The sequence below is a fragment of the Microbacterium sp. ER1 genome (genome assembly GCF_023383675.1).
Lineage (GTDB): Bacteria > Actinomycetota > Actinomycetes > Actinomycetales > Microbacteriaceae > Microbacterium.
Map to the genome: position 1 here is coordinate 1 of NZ_QCXO01000003.1, position 21,483 is coordinate 21,483.

The window sequence follows — 21,483 nt, forward strand, 5'->3', positions numbered from 1 at the left end:
GGGCGGATGCAAGGGGGTGGGTCGGCGGGTCACTCACTCGCGTGGCGACCGAGGAAGTTGTAGACCTCGTTGTCGTCCACGCCGGGGAACATGCCGCGGGGGAGCGGCGAGAACATGTGGGTGTGCACGCGGGCGCTCGGCCACGCCCGGCCCTTCCAGCGCTCCGTGAGCTCGGGCGACGGGCGACGGCAGCACGCCTCGTCGGGGCAGGTCGACACGGCCCTGTCGTTCGTCTCGCGTCCCCGCCACCAGCGGGCGTCGTCGAACGGCACGCCGACCGTGACGGAGAACTCGCCCTCGCTCGACGAGCCGGTCTGCGTGGAGCACCAGAACGTGCCGGACGGGGTGTCCGTGTACTGGTGGTGCTCGACGGTGCGGTTCTGCTCCGTGAAGGCGGAACGGGCCTGGAACTTCCGGCACACCCGCTGCCCCTCCACTGCTCCCGTCACGTCCATCGGCAGCGGCAGGTCGTCGTTCTCGTAGACGCGCGTGATGGCCCCGGTCGAGTCGACGCGCAGGAAGTGCAGCGACATGCCGAGGTGCTGCGTGAGCAGGTTCGTCATGCGCATGCCGGCGGCCTCGTGCGTCACGCCGAAACCGTCGCGGAAGTCCTCCACCGCGAGGTTGCGATCCTTCTTCGCCTGCTGCAGGAAGGCCACCGCGGCGGTCTCCGGCATCAGGCAGCACGCGGCGAAGTAGTTGATCTCCAGGCGCTGCTGCAGGAAGTCGGCGTAGTCGGTCGGCGGCGTGTGCCCGAGCAGGCGGTGCGCCATGGCCTGCAGCGCCATGGACCGCAGGCCGTGTCCGCCGGGGATGGACGCCGGGGGCAGGTAGATGCGGCCGTTCTCGAGGTCGGTGACCGAGCGCGTCGAGTGCGGCAGATCGTTGACGTAGATGAGCTCGAAGCCGAGCTTCTCAGCCATGATGCTCACGGTGCGGTGGGTCAGGGCGCCCTGCGAATGGCCGGCCGCCTTGAGCTGCTTCTCCGCGAGCTTCTCGATGTCCGGCAGGTAGTTGTTCTGCGCGCGCATCCGCAGGCGCAGCTCCGTGTTGGCGCGACGGGCCTCCTCCGGGGTCGCGATGGCCTCGCGCTCGCGGCGCTGCAGCTCGCGGTGCAGCCCGAGGATGGACTCGATGGTCTCATCGCTCATGCCCTTCGTGACGCGGACGGGCGAGACCCCGAGCTGACGGAACACCGGACTTTCCTGCGCCCGCTCCAGCTCGATCTCCAGGGCCGCGCGGCGGTTCGGCGGCTCGCCGGAGATGAGATCGGTCACCTCCGTGCCGGTGGCCTGCGCGATCGCCTGGAGGAGCGACAGCTTGGGCTCGCGCTTGCCGTTCTCGATGAGGCTGAGCTGGGAGCCGGCGACCCCGACGAGGGCTCCCAGCTCGTCGAGCGTGTAGCCCTTCTCCAGGCGGCGGTGCCGGATGCGGTGGCCGAGGGTCGTGAGGTGGATGCCGGAGGACGCCATAGTTTGAGTCTAGCGAAAGAACTGTGATTCTTATCGCTCGATTCGGCCGAAAGTCCGCGCCGAGGGCGAAGAAGATGGAAGCAACGCCCCACACTTCGAAGGAGCAGTCATGGCCATGGCCGAAGTTCTCACCCCTCGCACGTCCCCTGTCGCCCCGACGCGCACGTTCGGCACCGCCCCCTCCTACGACACCCCTGCGATGGCGGAGCTCGCCGCCTGGGTCGAGGAGATCCGCGCGCTCACGCAGCCGGACGCCGTGCACTGGGTGGACGGCTCGCGTGCCGAGAACGACTGGCTGCTGCGCGGACTCGTCGACGAGGGCAAGCTCATCAAGCTGAACCCCGAGTGGCGTCCCGGCTCGTACCTGGCGCGCTCGCACCCCAGCGACGTCGCCCGCACCGAGGCGCGCACCTTCATCGCCTCGGAGCGCGAGGCGGACGCCGGCCCCACCAACAACTGGGCCGACCCCGCCGAGATGCACGCGAAGATGGACGAGATCTTCGAGGGCTCGATGCGCGGCCGCACGATGTACGTCGTGCCGTTCTCGATGGGTCGCGTCGGCGGCCCCCTGTCGCACATCGGCGTGCAGATCACCGACAGCGCCTACGCCGTCGCGTCGATCGGCATCATGACCCGCGTGGGCGACGAGGTCACCCGCCAGATCGCCGAGGGCGCGCCCTGGGTCAAGACCGTGCACTCCGTCGGCGCTCCGCTGGAGGCGGGCGAGCCGGACGTCGAGTGGCCCTGCAACGACGACAAGTACATCGTGCACTTCCCGGAGACGCTCGAGGTCTACTCGTACGGCTCGGGCTACGGCGGCAATGCGATCCTCGCGAAGAAGTGCTTCGCGCTGCGCATCGCGTCGGTGATCGCCCGGGACGAGGGCTGGCTCGCCGAGCACATGCTCCTCATCCGCGTGATCGACCCGCAGGGCAAGGCGTACCACGTGGCCGCCGCGTTCCCGTCGGCGTGTGGCAAGACCAACCTCGCGATGCTGCGTCCGACGATCCCGGGCTGGAAGGTCGAGACCCTCGGCGACGACATCGCCTGGATCCGTCCCGGCGAGGACGGACGACTCTGGGCGATCAACCCGGAGGCCGGCTTCTTCGGCGTCGCGCCCGGCACGGGTGAGTCGACCAACGTCACTGCGGTCGAGACGCTGTGGGGCAACACGATCTTCACCAACGTCGCGCTCCGCCCCGACGGCGACGTGTGGTGGGAGGGGCTGACCGACGAGGCGCCCGCGAACCTCATCGACTGGGAGGGCAACGACTGGACGCCCGACTCCGGCCGTCCTGCGGCGCACCCCAACTCGCGTTTCACGGTGTCGGCGGCCCAGTGCCCGCAGATCTCCGAGGACTGGGAGGAGGCCGTGCCGCTCGACGTCATCCTGTTCGGCGGACGCCGCGCGAGCAACGTGCCGCTCGTGGTCGAGGCCACCGACTGGACCCACGGCGTGTTCCTCGGCTCGAACATCTCCTCCGAGCGCACGGCGGCCGCCGAGGGCACGGTCGGCGAGCTGCGCCGCGACCCCTTCGCGATGCTGCCGTTCTGCGGCTACAACATGGCCGACTACTTCGGTCACTGGCTGAAGGTCGGCCGCGGCCTGCGCTTCGACCGTGCACCGCGCATCTTCCAGGTGAACTGGTTCCGTCGCGGAGCTGACGGCCGGTTCCTCTGGCCCGGCTTCGGCGACAACTCCCGCGTCGTCGACTGGATCATCCGCCGCGTGGCCGGTGACGTGCCGGCGATGGACAGCCCCATCGGACGCCTGCCGCGCGTGGAGGACCTCAACCTCGACGGGCTCGACATCCCCGCGGAGGACCTCGACGAGCTCTTCTCGGTCGACCCCGACGCGTGGAAGGCCGAGGCCGACCTCACGGAGGAGTTCTACGACACCTTCGGCGACCGCGTCCCGGCCGCGCTGCGCACCGAGCTCGCGTCGCTGCGCTACCGCCTCGCGAAGGCCTAGCCCCCAGACCGGTGCCGGTTCGGGGGAGCCGGCACCCTCGGCCTCCGGGTCGAGACAGACCCGCGAAGGCGGGGCATCAGAGACGAACCCATGGCTGAGTGGTCTCCGACGCCCCGCCTTCGTGGCACCCACTTCCGCCGAGACCCCGGTTTCGCGTCGAGACCCCGCCCCGCATACGCGCGGAAGGCGGGGTCTCGGCGGAAACGCGGGGTCTCGGCGGTGCAGGTGGGGGGAGAGGGGGGAGTTAGGCGAGGAGCTGGTGGCGGGCGAGGTCGCGGTAGAGCGGGGTCGACTCCACGAGCTCGGCGTGCGTGCCCTGTCCGACGACCACGCCGTCCTGCAGCACCACGATGAGGTCGCTGTCGACGACGGTGGACAGACGGTGCGCGATCACGACGAGCGTGCGGTCGGTGGCGACCGCGTCGATGGCCTCGCGCATGCGCTGCTCGTTCACGCCGTCGAGCGACGAGGTCGACTCGTCCAGCAGGAGGATCGGGGCGTCGGTGAGGAGCGCCCGGGCGATCGCGAGCCGCTGCCGTTCGCCGCCGGAGAGCATCACGCCGTCCTCGCCGACCGGAGCATCGACCCCGAGGGGGTTCCGCTCCAGCACGTCGCCGAGGTTCACGGCGCGGAGCACGCGCTCGCAGTCCGCATCGGTGGCGTCGGGGGAGGCGAGCCGCAGGTTCTCGGCGAGGGTGCCGGCGAGAGTCGGGGCGTCCTGCTCGACGTAGCCGAAGTGGGCGCGGAGCTCGTCCCGCGCGTAGGTGCGGGTGTCGTGCCCCTTCAGGCGGATGGAGCCGCCCGTCGGGTCGTAGAAGCGCTCGATGAGGGAGAGGATGGTGCTCTTCCCCGCCCCGCTGGGGCCGACCAATGCCACCCGTGCCCCCCGGGGGACCGCGAAGGACACCCCGCGGAGCACCTCGTGGTCCTGGGGGTCGGGGGCGGCATCGGCCTGCTCCAGGTGCGCGTCGGCGAGCAGGGTCTGCGCCTCTCGCGCGGCGGCGCGGCGGGCCGCGACGACGTTCTCCGGGTAGCGGAAGCGCACGTCGCGGAACTCCAGGACCGGGGCGTCCGCACCGGGCTCCTCGTCGCGGGGGAGGGCGGCGGCGGTGGCCGCGTCGTCCTGGGTCTCGGTGGGCAGGTCGAGCACCTCCTGGATGCGGCCGAGCGCGCCGAGGGCCTGGTTGACGGAGGTGATCGCGCCGAACGTCGAGGCGAGGGGCATCACCAGCAGGAAGAGGAACATCACGAACGAGATGAGGGCCGCGATCGAGATGGCTCCCGCGGCGACGCGGAAGCCGCCCACGCCGAGCACGACGAGCAGGGAGAGCTGGAGGGCGATGCCGGCGACCGGCACCACGAGCGAGGAGATCTTCGCGATCCGCACGCCGATGCCATAGGCCTCGGAGGCCCGCTCCGTCACCGCCGCGGTCTCCCGCTCGGTCGCGCCGGAGGCCCGGATGGTGCGGATGGAGCCGACGGCCCGCTCGACGCCCGAGGCCAGCTCGCCGACCTTCTCCTGCTGAGCGGTGGACGCCGTGCGGATCCGGCCGCTGAGGGCGACGACGACCACGACGGAGACGCCGATCACCACGACGATGAGCAGCAGCAGCACCGGGTCGATGAGCAGCATCGCGATGAGCGCCCCCGCGAAGAGCACGACGTTGCCGACCGCGTCGGCCAGCCCCTGCGTGAGGACGGCGTAGAGGAGCGTCGTGTCGGTCCCGACGCGAGAGACGAGGTCGCCGGTGCGCCGGGCGTCGAACTCGGACGTCGGCAGGTGCAGGATGCGGGCGATGAGCTTGCGGCGGCTGGAGTACACGACCGCGGTGCCGGTGCGCTGCAGCAGGTAGTGCTGGAACCCCGAGATGATCGACGACACGATCACGAAGCCGACGAGCAGCCACACGAGCACGCCGATCGTGCCGTCGGATTGCACGGCCTCGATGACCTGGCCGACGAGGAGGGGCTGCACGAGCGAGGTCGCGGCGCCGAACACGCTGAGGGCGGCGACGACGACGAGGGTGCGCTTGTGCTCGAAGAGGAAGGGGAGGAGCTGGCGGAAGGTGGCGCGCGGCCCGTCGGCCGGTGCGCCCCGTCCGCGTCGGCGTGCTGTCGCCGTGCGGGACATGGGGGACCTCGATCTGGAGATGGTACTTCGACCGTACTCGGGGGACGGTCGTTTCCTATGGGGCGGCTGTATGGGCTCAGGTGCGACCGAAGCGCCGATGTGCCGCCTGCTTGGTGACGCCGAGGGCGCTCGCGATCGCCTGCCACGAGTAGCCGCTCGTGCGGGCGCGACGGACCTGGGCATCTTCGGCGCGCGCGAGCTCCTTGCGGAGCGCGGCCAGGCGGTGGAGTTCGGCGAGGGGTTCGCCGCCCTCGGCCGCGGCGATGGTGGTCGGTTGAGACATGGGGACCTCCTTTGCGTCAATATTCGTTGACGGGGTTGACCGGTGTCAAGAAGTGTTGACGGCCACGTTGTCCACAGCATGGCCTTGTCCGCATGTGGAGCGCATGCGATGCTGGCAGGATGGCTCGCATGCTGCAAGTGAGGAACCTGCCCGATGAGGTTCACGCCCGGCTCAAAGAGCGTGCCGCGGCGGAACGCATGAGCCTGTCGGACTACGTCGCGCGCGAGCTGGAAGACCTCGTCCGGTACCGCAGCAATGCCGAGGTCCTCGAGGCGTCGCGGGCACGGGCGCGCGCGGCCGGCGTCTCCCTGACGCGCGAGGGCATCCTCGCCGCCCGTGATCGCGAACGGGACGAGCGCGAGTGAGCGGGACGTCCGAGGCGGTCGTGCTCGATGCCTCAGCGGCGATCGAGGCCCTGCTCGGCGAGGAGGTCTGGACGCACGGCGAGGAGTTCCATGCGCACGCGGGTCTCGATATCGAGGTCCTCTCCGTGCTCCGACGCCTCACGGTGCGGTCCTCTATGCCGGCGCATGCCGCTCGTGAGGCTCTCGACGCGTTCGGAGCGCTGGAGATCACCCGCCATCCGCTGCGTCGGCTCATCCCGCGGATCTGGTCGCTGCGCGATGACGTCTCCGCGTACGACGCCGGTTATGTCGCGCTCGCGGAGGCCCTCGACGTCCCTCTGCTCACGGCCGATCGCCGGCTGGCGAAGACGGCGGCCCGGTACTGCCACGTCGTGGTGCTGTGAGCATCTGGCGATGAAGAGGAGAACACGCCACCCGCTCCGAGGCTAGGGTGAGCGGATGCCGGAGAAGTGGATCCTGTTCGACGTCGGCGGCGTGCTCGAAGTCGTCGACGATGACGCCTGGCAGGACCAGTGGTGGGCCCGCTGGTGCCGTGAGGCTGATGTCACGCGCCAGGAGGCGGACGAGCGCCTGGCAGCCGCGGCGCTTCCGAGAATAGACCTCGAAGCGGGAGTGGCCGAGGCGTTCTGGGAGGGACTCGGGGAGGTGCTGCGTCTCGACAGTGACCGCCACGCGCAGATGCGCGCGGAGTTCTGGGATTCCTACTGCGGTCATGCCGACTCGGAGCTGATCGCGCACGCCGCGGCGTTGCGGGGAAGGGCGAGGGTGGCGATCCTCTCGAACTCGGCGGACGGCGCGCGCGAGGAGGAGGAACGGCGCTACGGCTTCTCTTCGGTGTTCGATCCCATCTGCTACAGCCACGAGCTGGGAGTGGCGAAGCCCGACGGCCGGGCGTACCGCAGCGCGCTCCAACGGATGGATGCGGCCCCGGAGAACGTCCTCTTCATCGATGACCACGTGGAGGCCGTCCGCGGCGCCCATGAGATCGGAATGTCAGCGCTCCTCCACCGCAGCACCCCGCAGACCGTAGCCGCGATCGAGCAGTTCCTCCGGGCCTGAGCGCACCAGGATAGCGAACGGCGCCCGTGTCCGAGGACACGGGCGCCGTTCGTCGTTCGGTCGGCCTCTAGAGCTCGACGGCGGAGGCGAGACCGAGATCGTCCTCGTAGTCGTGGTCCTTCGTCTCCGGGGTGAAGATGAGCGCGATGAAGGTCAGCACCGCCATCGACGAGAGGTACAGTCCCACGAGCCAGGGCTCGCCGCCGACGGCCGCCCACAGGGCCACCGCGATGAACGGCGCCACGGCCGCACCGAGGATCGACGACACGTTGTACGCGATCGCCGAGCCGGAGTAGCGAACGTTCGTCGGGAAGAGCTCCGGCAGGAGGGCGCCCATCGGGCCGAACGTCGTGCCCATGAGCATGAAGCCGAACACGAGGAAGGCCTGGGTGAGAGCGCCGGTGAACTTCGGGTCCGCCTGCGGGAGCAGGAAGATGTTGAACGACAGGCCGAAGACGACGATGAGTCCGGTGACCCACAGCAGCAGCTTGCGGCGCCCGATGGCGTCGGCGATCGGCCCGGACAGCAGCGTGAAGATGCCGAAGAACACGACGCCGATGATCTGCATGAGCACGAAGTCCGTGTAGCCGAAGCCGAGGCCCGGGTAGAACTGCGCCGCGAACGCGCTCGGGTCGAAGTCCTTTCCGGTGGCTTCCGCGGCAGCACGGGCGGCGGCCGAGGCGGTCTCCAGGTCGGCGGCCTTCGTGCCGTAGGTGAGCGTGAAGTTCGTCATCAGGTAGAACAGCACGTACGTCGCCAGCATGATGAACGTGCCGAGGATGAGCTGCTTCCAGTGGTGCCGGAACACGGTCGCGAGCGGGAGCTTGCGGATGGCCCCGGTCTTCTCCGCCTTCTTGAACGTGTCCGACTCGACGAGCCGGAGCCGCACCCACAGGCCGATGATGACCATGACGGCGGAGAACAGGAACGGCACACGCCAGCCCCAGGAGAGGAAAGCCTCCGACTTCAGCGCCGGGTCCTCCGGGTGGGGGAGCGCGAAGTTGATGGCGAGGAAGATGCCGTTCGCGATGATGAAGCCGAGCGGTGCGCCGAGCTGCGGGAACGAGCCGTACCAGGCGCGCTTGCCCTTCGGGGCGTTCTCGGTGGCCACCAGCGCCGCGCCCGACCACTCGCCGCCCAGCGCGAAGCCCTGGGCGAGACGGAGGATCAGCAGGAGCAGCGGGGCGACCCAGCCGATCTGCTGGAAGGTGGGCAGGAGACCGATCACGAACGTCGCGATACCCATGGTGAGGAGCGATGCGACGAGGGTCGCCTTGCGTCCGAACTTGTCGCCGAAGTGCCCGAAGACGACGGCGCCGATCGGGCGGGCGACCATCGCCGCGCCGAAGACGGCGAACGACGACAGCAGCGACGCGGTGTCGTTCGTGCTCGGGAAGAAGAGCGTGGGGAAGACGAGCACGGCTGCCGTCGCATAGACGTAGAAGTCGTAGAACTCGATGGTGGTGCCGACGAGGCTCGCGGTGATGACGCGCGAGCGGGGGTTCGCGGGGGTGGTGGCGGTGCTCAAGGGGTCTCCGATCCTCCGCCGGTATACCAGCGGACTCGGGCGAGTCTACGCCTTCCTGGGAGTTCGCTGGACGTTGATGACGGGACCGGGTCCAGCGCGTCGGCGCCCCGCGTAGAGTCGGGGGAGGCCGGCCGGAGGAGGATCATGACCACGCGGATGCTGCTCCTCGCCGACACGCACGTTCCGAAGCGGGCGAAGCGGCTGCCGGACGCGGTGCTCCAGGCGATCGACGAGGCCGACGTCGTCGTGCACGCGGGGGACTGGGTCGATCTCGCCACCGTCGAGCTGCTCCAGGCCCGCGCGCGCGTGCTCCACGGCGTGCACGGCAACAACGACGGGCCTGAGATCCGTCGGGTGCTGCCCGAGATCGCGCGGTTCACCGTGGAGGACACCGCCGTCGCCGTCATCCACGAGACCGGCGCCGCGACGGGGCGGGAGAAGCGGATGGATCTCGCCTTCCCGGACACCGACCTGCTGGTCTTCGGGCACTCGCACATCCCGTGGGACACCGTGACGCCGAACGGACTGCGGCTGCTCAACCCGGGCTCTCCCACCGACCGGCGCCGGCAGCCCGTGCACACGATGATGCACGTCGTGGTCGACGGACGCGATGTCGAGGCGACCCTGGTGCCGCTCCGATGACCGAAGACGGAGCCGACGGGCCGATCGCCTACCGGGCACCGATGCGCTCCCGCGACGACGCCGTCGCCCCGGGGGTCGCCGTCGAGCGCGCGCTCGCCGGAGGTGTGTGCGGCATGGGCGGGCGGCTCGACAGCCCGCCTCGCTCACTGATCGCGGGGCTCGCGGCCGTCGACGCCCGTCATGGCGAGCGGGCGGCGCGGCGGCTGGAGCGGTTCGCGGCGCTTCCGACCGGAACCCTCGTCTGGACGCAGGACGTCGACGGGTACTTCTGGCTCGGGACGCTGACCGGGCCGTGGCGCTACGACGACGATCCGACGGCGGTGGCGGCAGACCTCGTGCATGTGCGCGACTGCACCTGGTCCTCGCGCCCGGTGGCGCCTTCCGATGTCCCGCCGGGCGTCACGGCCACGTTCGCCCGCGGGGGACGCAACGGCCAGCGCATCCGCACGGCCGAGGTCGGGGAGCAGTCAGCCGCACTCTGGGAGCGCGGCCTCCGCTGATCCGCGCCTCAGCGCCAGATCGCGGCGATGGCCGCGTTGACCGCGGTGAGGATGCCCACGAGCCAGAAGACCGCGGGCGGCACCACCTGGTCGCGCTTCTGGCGCGCCGTCCCGATCCCGAGCAGGGCGCCGATCGCGAGGAGGATGACGAGCTTCGTGCCGATCTTGGCGTAGTTCATCTCGACGCCCTCGGGAAGGCCCCACGGGGCGGCGAGGGCGAGGCCGGCGACCGCGGCGATCGTCATGCCGATGGTCATCAGACGCGTGAACACCCGCTTGCCACCGAACGCCTGCGCCGCCCAGGCCCCGAAGAGCACGGCGAAGCCGATGAGGTGGACGAAGAGCACGATGTGGCGCAGGGTCTCCATGCCCTCACCGTACGAGAGCGCGGCGTTCCGCGCCACCAAGGCACGCCTGACCTCGCGCCCGCGATGGGGCGCGAGACGGAGGGGGTCAGCCGCGCAGCTCGCGGATCACGAGGGCGGTGCGCAGCGCGGCATCCGCGGCCTCCGCGCCCTTGTCCTCCTTCGAGCCCTCCAGGCCCGCGCGGTCCAGCCCCTGCTTCTCGTCGTCGAGCGTGAGGAGCCCGAACCCGACGGGCTTGCCGGCATCGAGGGAGACGCGGGTGAGGCCGTCGGTCGCCGCCGCCGAGACGTACTCGAAGTGCGGCGTGCCGCCACGGATGATGACCCCGAGGGCGACAACCGCGTCCGCACCGCCGGCGAAGGCGGCCTGTGCGGCCACGGCGAGCTCGAACGAACCGGGCACTCGCACGAGCCGATGCGTCGCCCCCGCCTCGTCGAGCACCCGCTGGGCGCCGGCGATCAGGCCGTTCGAGATCACCTCATGCCAGGTGCCGGCGATCACGACGACCTCCAGCCCCCGCCCGTCGATGTTCCCCGTCTTCGGTGCTCCGGCGCCGCTCATTCCTCGTCCTTTCCCGCCGCGAGGGCCTCGGCGAGCTCTGCTTCGCCGATGATGTGGCCCATGCGGTCGCGCTTGGTCTCCAGATACTGGTGGTTGTTCGGGCCCACGCCCACGATCAGCGGCACCTGCTCGACGACGTCGAGGCCGAGCTCGCGCAGCTTGTTCACCTTGTCGGTGTTGTTGGTGAGCAGCCGGACCTTCGAGACGCCCAGGTCGGTGAGGATGCCGGCCGCCGCGGCGTAGTCGCGGGCGTCCGCCGGGAGCCCCAGTGCCAGGTTCGCGTCGACGGTGTCCAGGCCGTCCTCCTGCAGGCTGTAGGCCCGCAGCTTGTTGATGAGCCCGATGCCGCGTCCCTCGTGCCCCCGCATGTAGATGACGATGCCGCCCTCGCGGTCGATCGCGTCCAGCGCGGCGTCCAGCTGCGGCCCGCACTCGCACTTCTGGGAGCCGAACGCCTCGCCGGTCAGGCACTCGGAGTGCACGCGCACGAGGGCGGTCTCGGTCGGCTCGCCGGACACGACCGCGATGTGGTCGGTGCCGGTGACGCGGTCCTTGTAGGCGAGGAAGCGGAACGTGCCGTGGTCGGTGGGCACGGTGGCGTCGGCACGGAGGCTCACACGGCGTCCACGCTGGGCGGCCGGTGTCGCTCCGTCCGGGTCGATCTCGTTGAGGTGCGCGATCAGCTGCTCGATCGTGATGACCGGCACGCCGTCGCGGGCGCCCAGTTCGAGAAGCCCGGGAAGCCGCATCATGCTGCCATCCTCGGCGACGACCTCCGCGATCGCGCCGACCGGCCGGAGGCCGGCGAGCTTCATGAGCTCGACCGCGGCCTCCGTGTGACCGCTGCGCTCGCGCACACCGCCGTCGACGGCCCGGAGCGGCAGCACGTGGCCGGGGCGGATGATGCTCGTCGCCGTCGAGGACGGATCGGCCAGGACGTTGAGGGTGTGCGCGCGGTCGCTCGCGCTGATCCCCGTCGTCACCCCTTCCGCGGCGTCGACGCTCACGGTGTAGGCGGTGGAGCGGGCGTCTTCACTGGCCGCGACCATCGGCGGGAGGTTGAGGCTGTCCGCGAGGTCGGTGGGCATCGGCGCGCAGATGAAGCCGGACGACCAGCGCACCGTCCACGCCACCCATTCGGGGGTGGCGAGCTCGGCGGAGAGGACGACGTCCCCCTCGTTCTCGCGGTTCTCGTCGTCGGCCACGAGCACGGGCCGGCCGGCGCGCAGCGCCTCCAGGGCCTCGGGGATGGTTGCCAGGCTCATCGCGAGCCCCCTTCCGGTGCGGCGCGGAACGCGAGCAGGCGCTCGACGTGCCGCGCGAGGATGTCGGTCTCGAGGTTCACGCGGTCGCCGACCGCGCGCGTGCCGAGGGTGGTCGCCGCCAGGGTCTCCGGGATGAGCGAAACTTCGAACCAGTGCCCGCCCCGGGCCCCCGAGCCGTCCTGGGTCCCTGAGCCGTCCTGGGTCCCTGAGCCCTCCTGGGTCCCTGAGCCCTCCTGGGTCCCTGAGCCTGTCGAAGGGGTCGAAGGGCTCACCGCGCTCACCGTCAGCGAGGTGCCGTCGACCGAGATGGAGCCCTTGTCGACGACGAGCGGCGCGAGGTCGTCCGGAAGGCTGATGCGGAGCACGCTCCACTGCGCGCCCGGGCGCACCTCGAGCACGACACCGGTCCCGTCGACGTGGCCCTGCACGATGTGCCCGCCGAGCCGCGCGCCCACGGGCATCGCCTTCTCGATGTTGACCCTGGTCCCGACGCTCGCCGTACCGAGGGCCGCGACGTCGAGCGTCTGCTTCATGACGTCGGCGTCGAAGGTCTCGGCCGTGGAGCCGACGACGGTCAGGCAGACGCCGGAGACCGCGATCGACTCCCCGTGCACGGCGTCGGCGGCCGCCTTCGGTGCGCGGACGGTGAGCCGCCAGCCGTCGCCCGACTCGGCGATGGCGGTGATCTCGCCGATCTCCTCGATGATTCCGGTGAACATCAGAGGCTTCCCTCCTTCTCCGGGCCCGCGTGGTCCGGGTCGTCCGCGTCCGCAGGATGCGCGATCGCGAGCAGGTCTGCGCCCAATGGCAGCCATTCGTCCACGACGAGGCGGCGCGCCTGGTCGATCGAGCGGACGCCGATGTCGGTCACGGCCAGGCGGCTCCCGCCCAGGAGGACCGGGGCGACATAGGCGAGCACACGGTCCGCGAGCCCGGCGGCGAGGAACGCGCTGGCGAGCGTCGGGCCGCCCTCCACGAACAGCGTCTGGAGGCCGCGCTCGTGCAGCGCGGCGAGGACCGCCGACAGGTCGTGCGTGTCGAAGAACAACGGCGTGTGCGGATGACGGTGCACCGCCGCATCCGCAGGGGCGGGCCGCGCGCCGATCACGACCGGGACGGGCTGATGCGGAAGGAGCTCGTCGCCGGCGCGGGCGGTGAGCGCGGGGTCGTCGGCGAGCACGGTGCCGGTGCCGACCGCGATGGCGTCGGCCGCGGCGCGTCGCCGGTGCACGTCGGCACGCGCCTCGGGCCCGGTGATCCACTGGCTGGTGCCGTCGTCCGCCGCGGCCCTGCCGTCGAGGCTCTGCGCCCACTTGACGGTGACGTGCGGACGGCCGCGCCGCGCCGCGAAGAGCCAGTCGCCGATCAGCGCGCGCGCCTCCGCGGCGCGTTCGCCGGACTCGACGCCGACGCCCGCGGCGCGCAGCCGCTCTGCGCCGCCGCCGGAGACCTCACCCGGGTCGTCGAGGGCGTAGACGACCCGTGCCACCCCGGCCTCGATGAGCGCGAGCGCGCAGGGACCGGTGCGACCGGTGTGGTTGCAGGGTTCGAGGGTGACGACCGCGGTCGCGCCGCGTGCGGCGCCGGGGGCGAGCTTCGACAGCGCGTCGACCTCGGCGTGCGGAGTGCCGGAGCCCCGGTGCCAGCCCTCGGCCAGCACCTCGCCGTCGGGGGAGAGGAGCACGGCGCCCACCTGCGGATTGACTCCGCGGGGGCCTCGGGTCGCGAGGGCGAGCGCGCGATCCATCGCGCGGCGCTCTGTCGCGGTCACTGCCATCCGTCGTCCTCTCTGCGGCCTCGGGGTCGCTGCAGGGTGGCGGAACGGACGCACGCGCGTGCGCCTCGTGCTGCCTCCCTTCCGGACTAGCGAGGTGTCCCTCGCATCACCGTCGGTTCCGGAATTCCACCGGATCGGCATCCCGATCACTCGGAACGCTCGCGGACTGTCACCGCCGGTTCGGATTCCCACCGACCCCGGAGCACGTTGCTGCTCTGAGTGTACTCAACGCGTCCGCGCCCGTTTCATTCCGTGGCAGGGGCCCTTCCCCGCCCCTCACTTGAGCAGGCGGGAGAGCCGCCGATCGGCGAGCACCTTGCCGCCGGTCTGACAGGTGGGGCAGTACTCCAGGGAGCGGTCGGCGAAGAACACGCTGCGCACCTCATCGCCGCAGACCGGACACGCCTCGCCCCGGCGGGCGTGCACCCGCATGCCGCGGCGCTTGGCGTCCTTGAGATCAGCCGGAGGTTTGCCCGCGGCGGCCGCGACGGCCTCGGCGAGGGTCTCCTGCATCGCCGCGAACAGGCGGTCGATCTCGGCGTCGTCCAGCGTGCCGGCGATCGCATACGGCGACATGCGGGCCGCGTGCAGGATCTCGTCCGAGTAGGCGTTGCCGATGCCCGCGATCACGCCCTGGTCGCGGAGCAGCCCCTTGATCTGCATCCGACGGTCGTCCAGCAGCGCGGCGAAGGCGTCGCGCGTGAAGGACGGATCGAGCGGGTCGGGGCCGAGCCGAGCGATGCCGGGCACCTCGGCGGGGTCGCGGACCACGTACACGGCGAGCGACTTCTTCGTCCCGGCCTCGGTCAGGTCGAAGCCGCTGCCGTCGTCGAGGGCGATCCGCAGCGCGATGGGCGACTTGCCCGGCTTGAGGAGCGTCGTCGGCAGGGTGTCGTACCAGCGCAGCCATCCGGCCTTCGCCAGGTGGAAGACGAGGTGCAGCTCGGACCCGCAGGACAGCACCACGAACTTGCCGCGGCGCTCCGCCCCGGTGATCGCCGCGCCTTCCAGCGCCGAGATCGGCGGGTCGTAGGTCTTCAGCGCGGCGATCGCGGCCACGGAGGCACGGGTGATCGTGCGTCCGGTGGTGCGCTCGCCGAGGAACGCGACGAGTCCTTCGACCTCCGGCATCTCAGGCATGCAGCCATCCTGTCACCGGGGTCCGACGCTGTCACGCGTAGACGTGCGGTCAGAGCACCGACCACTCGACCGGCGTCCGGTCGTCCTCGCGCAGCAGTCCGGCGAGCCAGCCGTCGTCCCGTCCCCGCTGGCTGGTGAGTCCCTGGCGCATGGTGCCCTCGAAGCGGAAGCCGAGGGCGCGGGCGGCGCGAGCGGAGGGGACGTTGCCGACCACGGCCTGCCAGCGGATGCGGGCGAGGCCGAGCTCCGCGAAGCCCCAATCGAGCACGGCCCGCGCGGCCTCGACGAGGTAGCCGCGGCCGCGGGCGTCCGCGACGACCCAGTAGCCGAGCTCGGCATGGCCCCCAGCCGGATGCTCCCCGATGTGGTGGAGTCCGACCATGCCCACGAGGACGTCGTCGGCATAGACACCCCAGACGGTCTGCGAGCCGTCCTCCCACCACTGCTCGACGAGGGCGACGAAGTCCTCCGCGTCCTGCCGGAAGTAAGGGGAGGGCACCGTCGTCCACCGCGCGATCTCCGGGTCCTGGCACGCCTCGGTGATCGCGTCGACATCCGCCTCCGTCGGGGCGTGGAGGACGAGTCGTGCGGTGGTGAGGGTGACCGGAAGCATCCGTCCAGCCTAAAACGCTCGACCCGGCCCCTTCGGTTCGCCCCGGCCCCTTCCGCGCGTCCGTAACGGGGTGAGAGGCACGGAAAGGGGTGGGATGCAGGGAACCCGACCGCAGTGTCCGTGGGCGCGATTAGGCTTGTCCGGTGACTGTTCCGGGGATTCTGCGCGCCTTGGAAGAGGCGTCTCTGTATCGTGACGCTCTCGCCTGGGCGCACACCGACGCCGACCTCGGCCTGGTCGACGGGCTTGACGCGCCCGTGCTCGCCGGTCTGCTCGCCAAGCGCGCGGCGGCCGGCCACCCGGCGGCACTGCTGGCCGTGGTGCCCACGGGGCGCCGCGCGGAATCGGTCGCGCAGGCCCTGGAGACGTACGTCCCGGACGCCGAGGTGCTCACCTTCCCCGCCTGGGAGACGCTGCCGCACGAGCGCCTCAGCCCCAGCCCGGACACGGTCGGCCTGCGACTGCAGACCCTGCGGCGCGTCGCCGAGTGGTCCGGGGAGCGCCCCCTCGTGGTCGTGGCCTCGGTGCGCGCCGCGCTCCAGCCCATCGCCGGGAACCTCGGCGACATCGTGCCGCTCGAGCTGACCGTGGGCAGCCGCGGCAACGAGCTCGACCACGTCGCCGAGCAGCTCGTCGAACGGGCCTACTCCCGCGTCGACATGGTGTCGCGACGGGGCGAGTTCGCCGTCCGCGGCGGCATCCTCGACGTCTTCCCTCCCACGTCGGAGCACCCGTACCGCGTGGAGTTCTTCGGCGACGAGATCGATCAGATCCGCGCGTTCTCCGTGGCGGACCAGCGCTCGCTGCCCGGCGACGTGCCCGGTGTCGACCTCCCGCCCAGCCGCGAGCTCCTGCTCACCGCCGAGGTGCGGGAGCGCGCCAGGGCGCTCATCGACGGCTTCCCGGCCATCAGCGGCATGCTCGAGAAGATGGCCGAGGGCATCCCGGTCGAGGGCATGGAGTCGCTGCTGCCCGCGGTCGCCGGCCCCCTCAAGTCGCTCGTCGAGTACCTGCCCGAGGGCACGGCGACCGCCGTGATCGACCCGGAGCGCTCGACCGCCCGCGCCCTCACCCTCGGCGAGACGAACCGCGAGTTCCTCGACGCCGCCTGGAGCGCGGCGACTTCCGGTGCCTCCGCCCCCATCGATCTCGGCGCCGGCGACTTCCTCACCATCGCCGACCTGCGCGAGGTCGTCCGCGACCGCGGCGGCGTGTGGTGGCGGCTGAGCCCATTCGGGATCGGCGATGCGACCGCGGAGAGCGTCGAGGCGGCCACCGTCATCCCCTCCTTCCACGGCAACGTCGACGGCGCCATCGCCTTCGTCGACGCGAAGGTCGCCGACGGCTGGCGCGTGGTCGTGCTCGCGACCGGACACGGCCTCGTCGACCGCGCCCGCGACGTGCTGTCCGACCGCGGCATCGCGGCGCGGGTCGTCGAGACCATCGCGGACGCGCCGGACCCGGGGGTCGCGACCCTCACCGTCGGCGGCGTCGAAGCCGGCTTCCAGGTGCCGGAGGCGAAGCTCGCCGTCCTCACCGACAACGAGTTCTACGGCCGCACCATCGGCGGCGACCAGCGCGTCGTCAAGAAGCTCGCCTCCCGTCGGAAGAACGTCGTCGATCCGCTGCAGCTCAAGCAGGGCGACTTCGTCGTGCATGCCACGCACGGCATCGGCCGCTTCGTCGAGATGACCCAGCGCGAGGTCTCCACCGGGGGCCGCAACGCCGCGAAGTCCGTCCGCGACTACCTCGTGCTGGAGTATGCGCCGTCGAAGCGCGGCTACCCCGGCGACAAGCTGTTCGTCCCCACCGACCAGCTCGACCTCCTGTCGAAGTACGTCGGCGGCGAGGCCCCGACGCTGTCGAAGATGGGCGGCAGCGATTGGGCGCAGGCCAAGGGCAAGGCGCGCAAGGCGGTCCGCGACATCGCCGTCGAGCTCGTCAAGCTCTACTCCGCCCGGATGAGCGCCAAGGGGTACGCCTTCGGCCCGGACACCCCCTGGCAGCGCGAGCTGGAGGAGGCGTTCCCGTTCGCGGAGACCCAGGACCAGCTGCAGACCATCGACGAGATCAAGGCCGACATGGAGCGGCCCATCCCGATGGACCGGCTGCTCTCGGGCGATGTCGGCTTCGGCAAGACCGAGGTCGCCGTCCGTGCGGCGTTCAAGGCCATCCAGGACGGCAAGCAGGTGGCGATGCTCGTCCCGACGACCCTGCTCGTCAAGCAGCACCTCGAGACGTTCACGGAGCGCTTCGCCGGGTTCCCGGTCAAGGTGCGGCCGCTGTCGCGGTTCCAGACCGACAAGGAGGCGCGGCTCACGCTGCAGGGCCTCCTCGACGGCTCGGTGGACATGGTGATCGGCACGCACCGCATCCTCACCGAGCAGGTGCTGTTCAAGGATCTCGGCCTCATGATCATCGACGAGGAGCAGCGCTTCGGCGTCGAGCACAAGGACGCGCTGAAGAAGATGAAGACCAACGTCGACATCCTCGCGATGAGCGCCACCCCGATCCCGCGCACGCTGGAGATGGCGGTCACCGGCATCCGCGAGATGTCGACGCTCGCCACACCCCCGGAGGACCGGCACCCGATCCTCTCGTTCGTCGGACCCCGCAGCGACAAGCAGATCGCCGCCGCCATCCGCCGCGAGATCCTCCGCGAGGGGCAGGTCTTCTTCGTGCACAACCGCGTGCAGTCGATCCAGCGGGTCGCGGCCGAGCTCGCCGAGCTGGTCCCGGAGGCGCGGATCGCCGTGGCACACGGGCAGATGGGGGAGCACGCGCTGGAGCAGGTCGTCGACGACTTCTGGGAGCGCAAGTTCGACGTCCTCGTCTCGACCACGATCATCGAGACCGGCCTCGACATCTCCAACGCGAACACGATCATCATCGACCGCGCCGACAAGTACGGGCTGAGCCAGCTCCACCAGCTCCGCGGACGCGTGGGTCGCGGACGGGAGCGCGCCTACGCGTACTTCCTTTACGACGACATGAAGCCGCTGAGCGAGACCGCGGCCGACCGGCTGCAGACCATCGCGGTCAACAACGACCTCGGCTCCGGAATGCAGGTCGCCCTGAAGGACCTCGAGCTGCGCGGTGCCGGAAACCTCCTCGGCGCGGAGCAGGCCGGACACATCGCGGGGGTCGGCTTCGACCTGTATCTGCGCATGATCGGCGAGGCCGTCGCGACCTTCCGCGGCGAGGAGGTCGAGACCGGGCAGGAGCTCCGCCTCGAGCTGCCGCTCGACGCCCGCATCCCCGAGGACTACATCGACAGCGAACGCCTCCGGCTCGAGGCGTACCAGAAGCTCTCCGCCGCCTCGGCCGCGACCGCGAAGGACGACGCCATCGACCTCGTGGTGGAGGAGCTCGTCGACCGGTACGGCACGCCGCCGGAGGAGGTCACCGGACTCGTGTCGATCGCACGGCTGCGGCGCCGGGCGGCCAGGGCCGGGCTCACCGACGTCGTGGCCATGGGCTCGAACCTGCGCCTCGCGCCCGCCCGCCTCGAGGACTCCATCAAGGTCCGGCTGCAGCGGCTGTATCCGAAGGCGAAGCTCGTCTCCGGCGGGGAGGCCCTGGTCGTGCCGATGCCCACGGTGCCCGCGGCGGTCGGCGTGGGCGTGGAGCCGCTGCCCGACGCCGAGCTGCTCGCCTGGGTCGACCAGCTGTTCACCGCCATCTTCCCCGAGCCCGCCAAGCCCGAGTGATCCGGTGGTGATGATCTCCGAAGTCGTGCACGCCGCAGACGCCGCGGACTAGTCTGGCCGCATGTTGTACGAGCACCTCGGGGCTCGCCCCCGCATCCACGACACCGCCGTCGTCGCTCCCACCGCCGTCATCTCCGGTGACGTGGAGCTCGGACCGGGCTGCCAGGTGCTGCACGGCGCCGTCATCACCGCGGAGGGCGGCCCGATCACCCTCGGCGCGCACGTCATCGTGATGGAGAACGCGCTGATCCGGGCGACCGCGGCCAACGCCGTCCACATCGGGGCGCACACCCTCGTCGGAACACTGGCCAGCATCGCCGGGGCGACCGTCGGCGAGGAGGTGTTCTTCGCGTCCGGAGCCCGGGTCTTCAACGGCGCGCTCGTCGGGGATCGCTGCGAGGTGCGGGTCAACGCCATCGTGCATCGCCGGGCCGTGCTGCCGTCGGGGACGGTGGTGCCGATCGGGTGGGTCGCGGTCGGCGATCCGGTGCAGCTGCTCTCACCCGACCGGGACGCCGAGATCGCGGCGGCCCAGCCCGAGCTCGACTTCCCCGGACACGTCTTCGGCGTCGACCGGGACACTCCCGACCTCATGGTGCAGCTCACGGAGCGCTACGGCAGCTCCCTCGCGCGGCACGCCGACGACCGTCAGGTCTGACCCCACACCCTTCGAATCGCCCGAATGGTCGCATCTCGGCCGGATTTGGGACCATTCAGGCGATTCGAACGGGTCAGATGACGCCCTGGGCGAGCATCGCCGCGGCGACGCGCTCGAAGCCGGCGATGTTGGCACCCGCCACGTAGTCGCCGGGGGCGCCGTGGCGCTCCGCGGCCTCGAAGGCGGCGCGGTGGATGTCGCCCATGATCTCGCGGAGCTTGTTCTCGCTGTCGCCGAAGCTCCAGCGCTGTCGCGAGGCGTTCTGGCTCATCTCCAGGGCCGAGGTCGCGACACCGCCGGCGTTCGCGGCCTTGCCAGGGGCGAACAGCACGCCGGCCTTCTGGAAGGCCTCGACGGCCTCGGGCACACACGGCATGTTGGCGCCCTCGGATACGGCGCGCACCCCGTTCGCGATCAGGGCCTCCGCATCGGCGAGGCTGACCTCGTTCTGGGTGGCGGAGGGCACCGCGATGTCGACGGGCACCTCCCACACGCTGCCGCTCTCCACGAACCGGGCGCTCGGGCGGCGGTTCGCGTACTCGACGATGCGGGCGCGCTCGACCTCCTTGAGCTGACGCAGCAGGTCGAGGTCGATGCCCGCGTCGTCGACGACGTAGCCGGAGGAGTCGGACGCCGTCACCGCGGTCGCGCCGAGCTGGGCGGCCTTCTGGATCGCGTAGATCGCCACGTTGCCGGAGCCCGAGATGCCGACGCGCTTGCCCTCGAGGGAGTCGCCGTGCACGCCGAGCATCTCCTGCGCGAAGAACACCGCGCCGTAGCCCGTGGCCTCGGTCCGCACCTCGGCGCCGCCCCAGCCGGTGCCCTTGCCCGTGAACATGCCGGACTCGTGGCGGTTGGTGACCTTGCGGTACTGGCCGAAGAGGTAGCCGATCTCGCGGCCGCCGACGCCGATGTCTCCCGCGGGGACGTCGGTGTGCTCGCCGAGGTGCCGGTAGAGCTCGTTCATGAACGACTGGCAGAACCGCATGACCTCGGCGTCGGACTTGCCGTGCGGGTCGAAGTCGGAGCCGCCCTTGCCGCCGCCGATGCCCTGACCGGTGAGCGCGTTCTTGAAGATCTGCTCGAAGCCGAGGAACTTGATGATCGAGAGGTTGACCGACGGGTGGAACCGCAGGCCGCCCTTGTACGGACCGAGCACGGAGGAGAACTGGATGCGGTAGCCGCGGTTGACCTGCAGCTTCCCGGCATCGTCGACCCACGGCACCCGGAACATGATCTGCCGCTCCGGCTCGACCAGGCGCTCCAGGATCCCGCCGTCGACGTACTCCGGACGCTGCTCCAGCACCGGGGCGATGGAGTGCAGCACCTCGTGGACGGCCTGGTGGAACTCCGGCTCGTGCGGGCTGCGCGCCAGCACCGTGTCGAAGACGGGCTGCACGGAGGGGGCGAGCGGGTGGAAGTCGGTGGGGGTGGTGACGGT

At 71.0% G+C, this 21,483-nt stretch carries 20 protein-coding genes and 1 riboswitch; of the genes, 8 read left to right on the forward strand and 12 right to left on the reverse strand.

The window, feature by feature from the left end:
- Positions 1-29: 29 nt before the first annotated feature.
- Complete coding sequence (locus BV453_RS00175) at positions 30-1,472, reverse strand: XRE family transcriptional regulator (RefSeq protein WP_025103893.1); 1,443 nt, start codon at positions 1,470-1,472, stop codon at positions 30-32.
- A 109-nt stretch (positions 1,473-1,581) separates the two neighbouring features.
- Between BV453_RS00175 and BV453_RS00180 the strand changes: the two genes are divergently transcribed.
- Positions 1,582-3,444 (forward strand): phosphoenolpyruvate carboxykinase (GTP), encoded by a 1,863-nt coding sequence (locus tag BV453_RS00180; RefSeq protein ID WP_374209014.1) that lies wholly within the window; start codon positions 1,582-1,584, stop codon positions 3,442-3,444.
- A 244-nt stretch (positions 3,445-3,688) separates the two neighbouring features.
- Here BV453_RS00180 and BV453_RS00185 read toward each other — a convergent pair whose 3' ends face one another.
- Positions 3,689-5,575 (reverse strand): ABC transporter ATP-binding protein, encoded by a 1,887-nt coding sequence (locus BV453_RS00185; protein ID WP_249520564.1) that lies wholly within the window; start codon positions 5,573-5,575, stop codon positions 3,689-3,691.
- Positions 5,576-5,651: 76 nt separating this feature from the next.
- A complete protein-coding gene (locus BV453_RS00190; RefSeq protein WP_249520565.1) occupies positions 5,652-5,858 on the reverse strand; it encodes an AsnC family protein in 207 nt (68 codons plus the stop codon).
- 119 nt (positions 5,859-5,977) lie between these two features.
- On the opposite strand from BV453_RS00190, the gene BV453_RS00195 reads away from it, so the two are divergent.
- The 3 genes from BV453_RS00195 to BV453_RS00205 are packed head-to-tail and all read left to right on the forward strand — an operon-like array spanning position 5,978 to position 7,282.
- Positions 5,978-6,223, forward strand: coding sequence for a hypothetical protein (locus BV453_RS00195; protein ID WP_126894495.1), 246 nt, complete (start codon positions 5,978-5,980; stop codon positions 6,221-6,223).
- Positions 6,220-6,606, forward strand: a complete 387-nt coding sequence (locus tag BV453_RS00200) for a type II toxin-antitoxin system VapC family toxin (RefSeq protein WP_249520566.1) — start codon at positions 6,220-6,222, stop codon at positions 6,604-6,606. Before BV453_RS00195 ends, BV453_RS00200 begins: the two co-directional genes overlap by 4 nt.
- Before the next feature lie 55 nt (positions 6,607-6,661).
- Positions 6,662-7,282: an HAD family hydrolase gene (locus tag BV453_RS00205; protein ID WP_249520567.1), complete on the forward strand. Its 621-nt coding sequence runs from the start codon at positions 6,662-6,664 to the stop codon at positions 7,280-7,282.
- Positions 7,283-7,349: 67 nt separating this feature from the next.
- On the opposite strand, the gene BV453_RS00210 is transcribed toward BV453_RS00205, so the two are convergent.
- Positions 7,350-8,810 carry an MFS transporter gene (locus tag BV453_RS00210; RefSeq protein WP_060923458.1) on the reverse strand — a complete coding sequence of 487 codons (1,461 nt, stop codon included), beginning with the start codon at positions 8,808-8,810 and terminating at the stop codon, positions 7,350-7,352.
- A gap of 144 nt (positions 8,811-8,954) precedes the next feature.
- Here BV453_RS00210 and BV453_RS00215 point away from each other — a divergent pair, with 144 nt between their 5' ends.
- Both BV453_RS00215 and BV453_RS00220 read left to right on the forward strand, forming a co-directional pair.
- The gene (locus BV453_RS00215; RefSeq protein WP_249520568.1) at positions 8,955-9,452 is read left to right on the forward strand and encodes a metallophosphoesterase; all 498 of its coding nucleotides are present in this window, start codon (positions 8,955-8,957) and stop codon (positions 9,450-9,452) included.
- Entirely contained in the window at positions 9,449-9,952 is a 504-nt protein-coding gene (locus BV453_RS00220; protein WP_249520569.1) for a GAF domain-containing protein, read from the forward strand. Before BV453_RS00215 ends, BV453_RS00220 begins: the two co-directional genes overlap by 4 nt.
- Before the next feature lie 8 nt (positions 9,953-9,960).
- Here the strand turns inward: BV453_RS00220 and BV453_RS00225 are convergent, their stop codons facing one another.
- From BV453_RS00225 to BV453_RS00255, 7 genes are all read right to left on the reverse strand, one after another.
- Complete coding sequence (locus tag BV453_RS00225) at positions 9,961-10,320, reverse strand: hypothetical protein (protein ID WP_025103902.1); 360 nt, start codon at positions 10,318-10,320, stop codon at positions 9,961-9,963.
- A gap of 85 nt (positions 10,321-10,405) precedes the next feature.
- Positions 10,406-10,879 carry a 6,7-dimethyl-8-ribityllumazine synthase gene (ribH, locus tag BV453_RS00230; RefSeq protein ID WP_025103903.1) on the reverse strand — a complete coding sequence of 158 codons (474 nt, stop codon included), beginning with the start codon at positions 10,877-10,879 and terminating at the stop codon, positions 10,406-10,408.
- Positions 10,876-12,144 (reverse strand): GTP cyclohydrolase II, encoded by a 1,269-nt coding sequence (gene ribA / locus BV453_RS00235; RefSeq protein WP_025103904.1) that lies wholly within the window; start codon positions 12,142-12,144, stop codon positions 10,876-10,878. The genes ribH and ribA overlap by 4 nt, the downstream gene beginning before the upstream one ends.
- Positions 12,141-12,863, reverse strand: coding sequence for a riboflavin synthase (locus BV453_RS00240; protein ID WP_249520570.1), 723 nt, complete (start codon positions 12,861-12,863; stop codon positions 12,141-12,143). Before BV453_RS00240 ends, ribA begins: the two co-directional genes overlap by 4 nt.
- A complete protein-coding gene (ribD, locus tag BV453_RS00245; protein ID WP_249520571.1) occupies positions 12,863-13,921 on the reverse strand; it encodes a bifunctional diaminohydroxyphosphoribosylaminopyrimidine deaminase/5-amino-6-(5-phosphoribosylamino)uracil reductase RibD in 1,059 nt (352 codons plus the stop codon). Before ribD ends, BV453_RS00240 begins: the two co-directional genes overlap by 1 nt.
- 64 nt (positions 13,922-13,985) lie before the next feature.
- A riboswitch (FMN riboswitch) is annotated at positions 13,986-14,130 on the reverse strand.
- A 67-nt stretch (positions 14,131-14,197) separates the two neighbouring features.
- The gene (locus BV453_RS00250) at positions 14,198-15,061 is read right to left on the reverse strand and encodes an Fpg/Nei family DNA glycosylase (protein ID WP_071328127.1); all 864 of its coding nucleotides are present in this window, start codon (positions 15,059-15,061) and stop codon (positions 14,198-14,200) included.
- A 49-nt stretch (positions 15,062-15,110) separates the two neighbouring features.
- On the reverse strand, positions 15,111-15,674 hold the full coding sequence (locus BV453_RS00255; RefSeq protein WP_085606685.1) for a GNAT family N-acetyltransferase: 564 nt from the start codon (positions 15,672-15,674) through the stop codon (positions 15,111-15,113).
- Positions 15,675-15,817: 143 nt separating this feature from the next.
- Here BV453_RS00255 and mfd point away from each other — a divergent pair, with 143 nt between their 5' ends.
- On the forward strand, positions 15,818-19,384 hold the full coding sequence (mfd, locus tag BV453_RS00260) for a transcription-repair coupling factor (protein WP_164498189.1): 3,567 nt from the start codon (positions 15,818-15,820) through the stop codon (positions 19,382-19,384).
- A 61-nt stretch (positions 19,385-19,445) separates the two neighbouring features.
- Positions 19,446-20,042: a gamma carbonic anhydrase family protein gene (locus BV453_RS00265; RefSeq protein WP_025103909.1), complete on the forward strand. Its 597-nt coding sequence runs from the start codon at positions 19,446-19,448 to the stop codon at positions 20,040-20,042.
- Between the two features lie 73 nt (positions 20,043-20,115).
- Here BV453_RS00265 and gdhA read toward each other — a convergent pair whose 3' ends face one another.
- Complete coding sequence (gene gdhA / locus BV453_RS00270) at positions 20,116-21,441, reverse strand: NADP-specific glutamate dehydrogenase (RefSeq protein ID WP_249520573.1); 1,326 nt, start codon at positions 21,439-21,441, stop codon at positions 20,116-20,118.
- Positions 21,442-21,483: the final 42 nt, after the last annotated feature.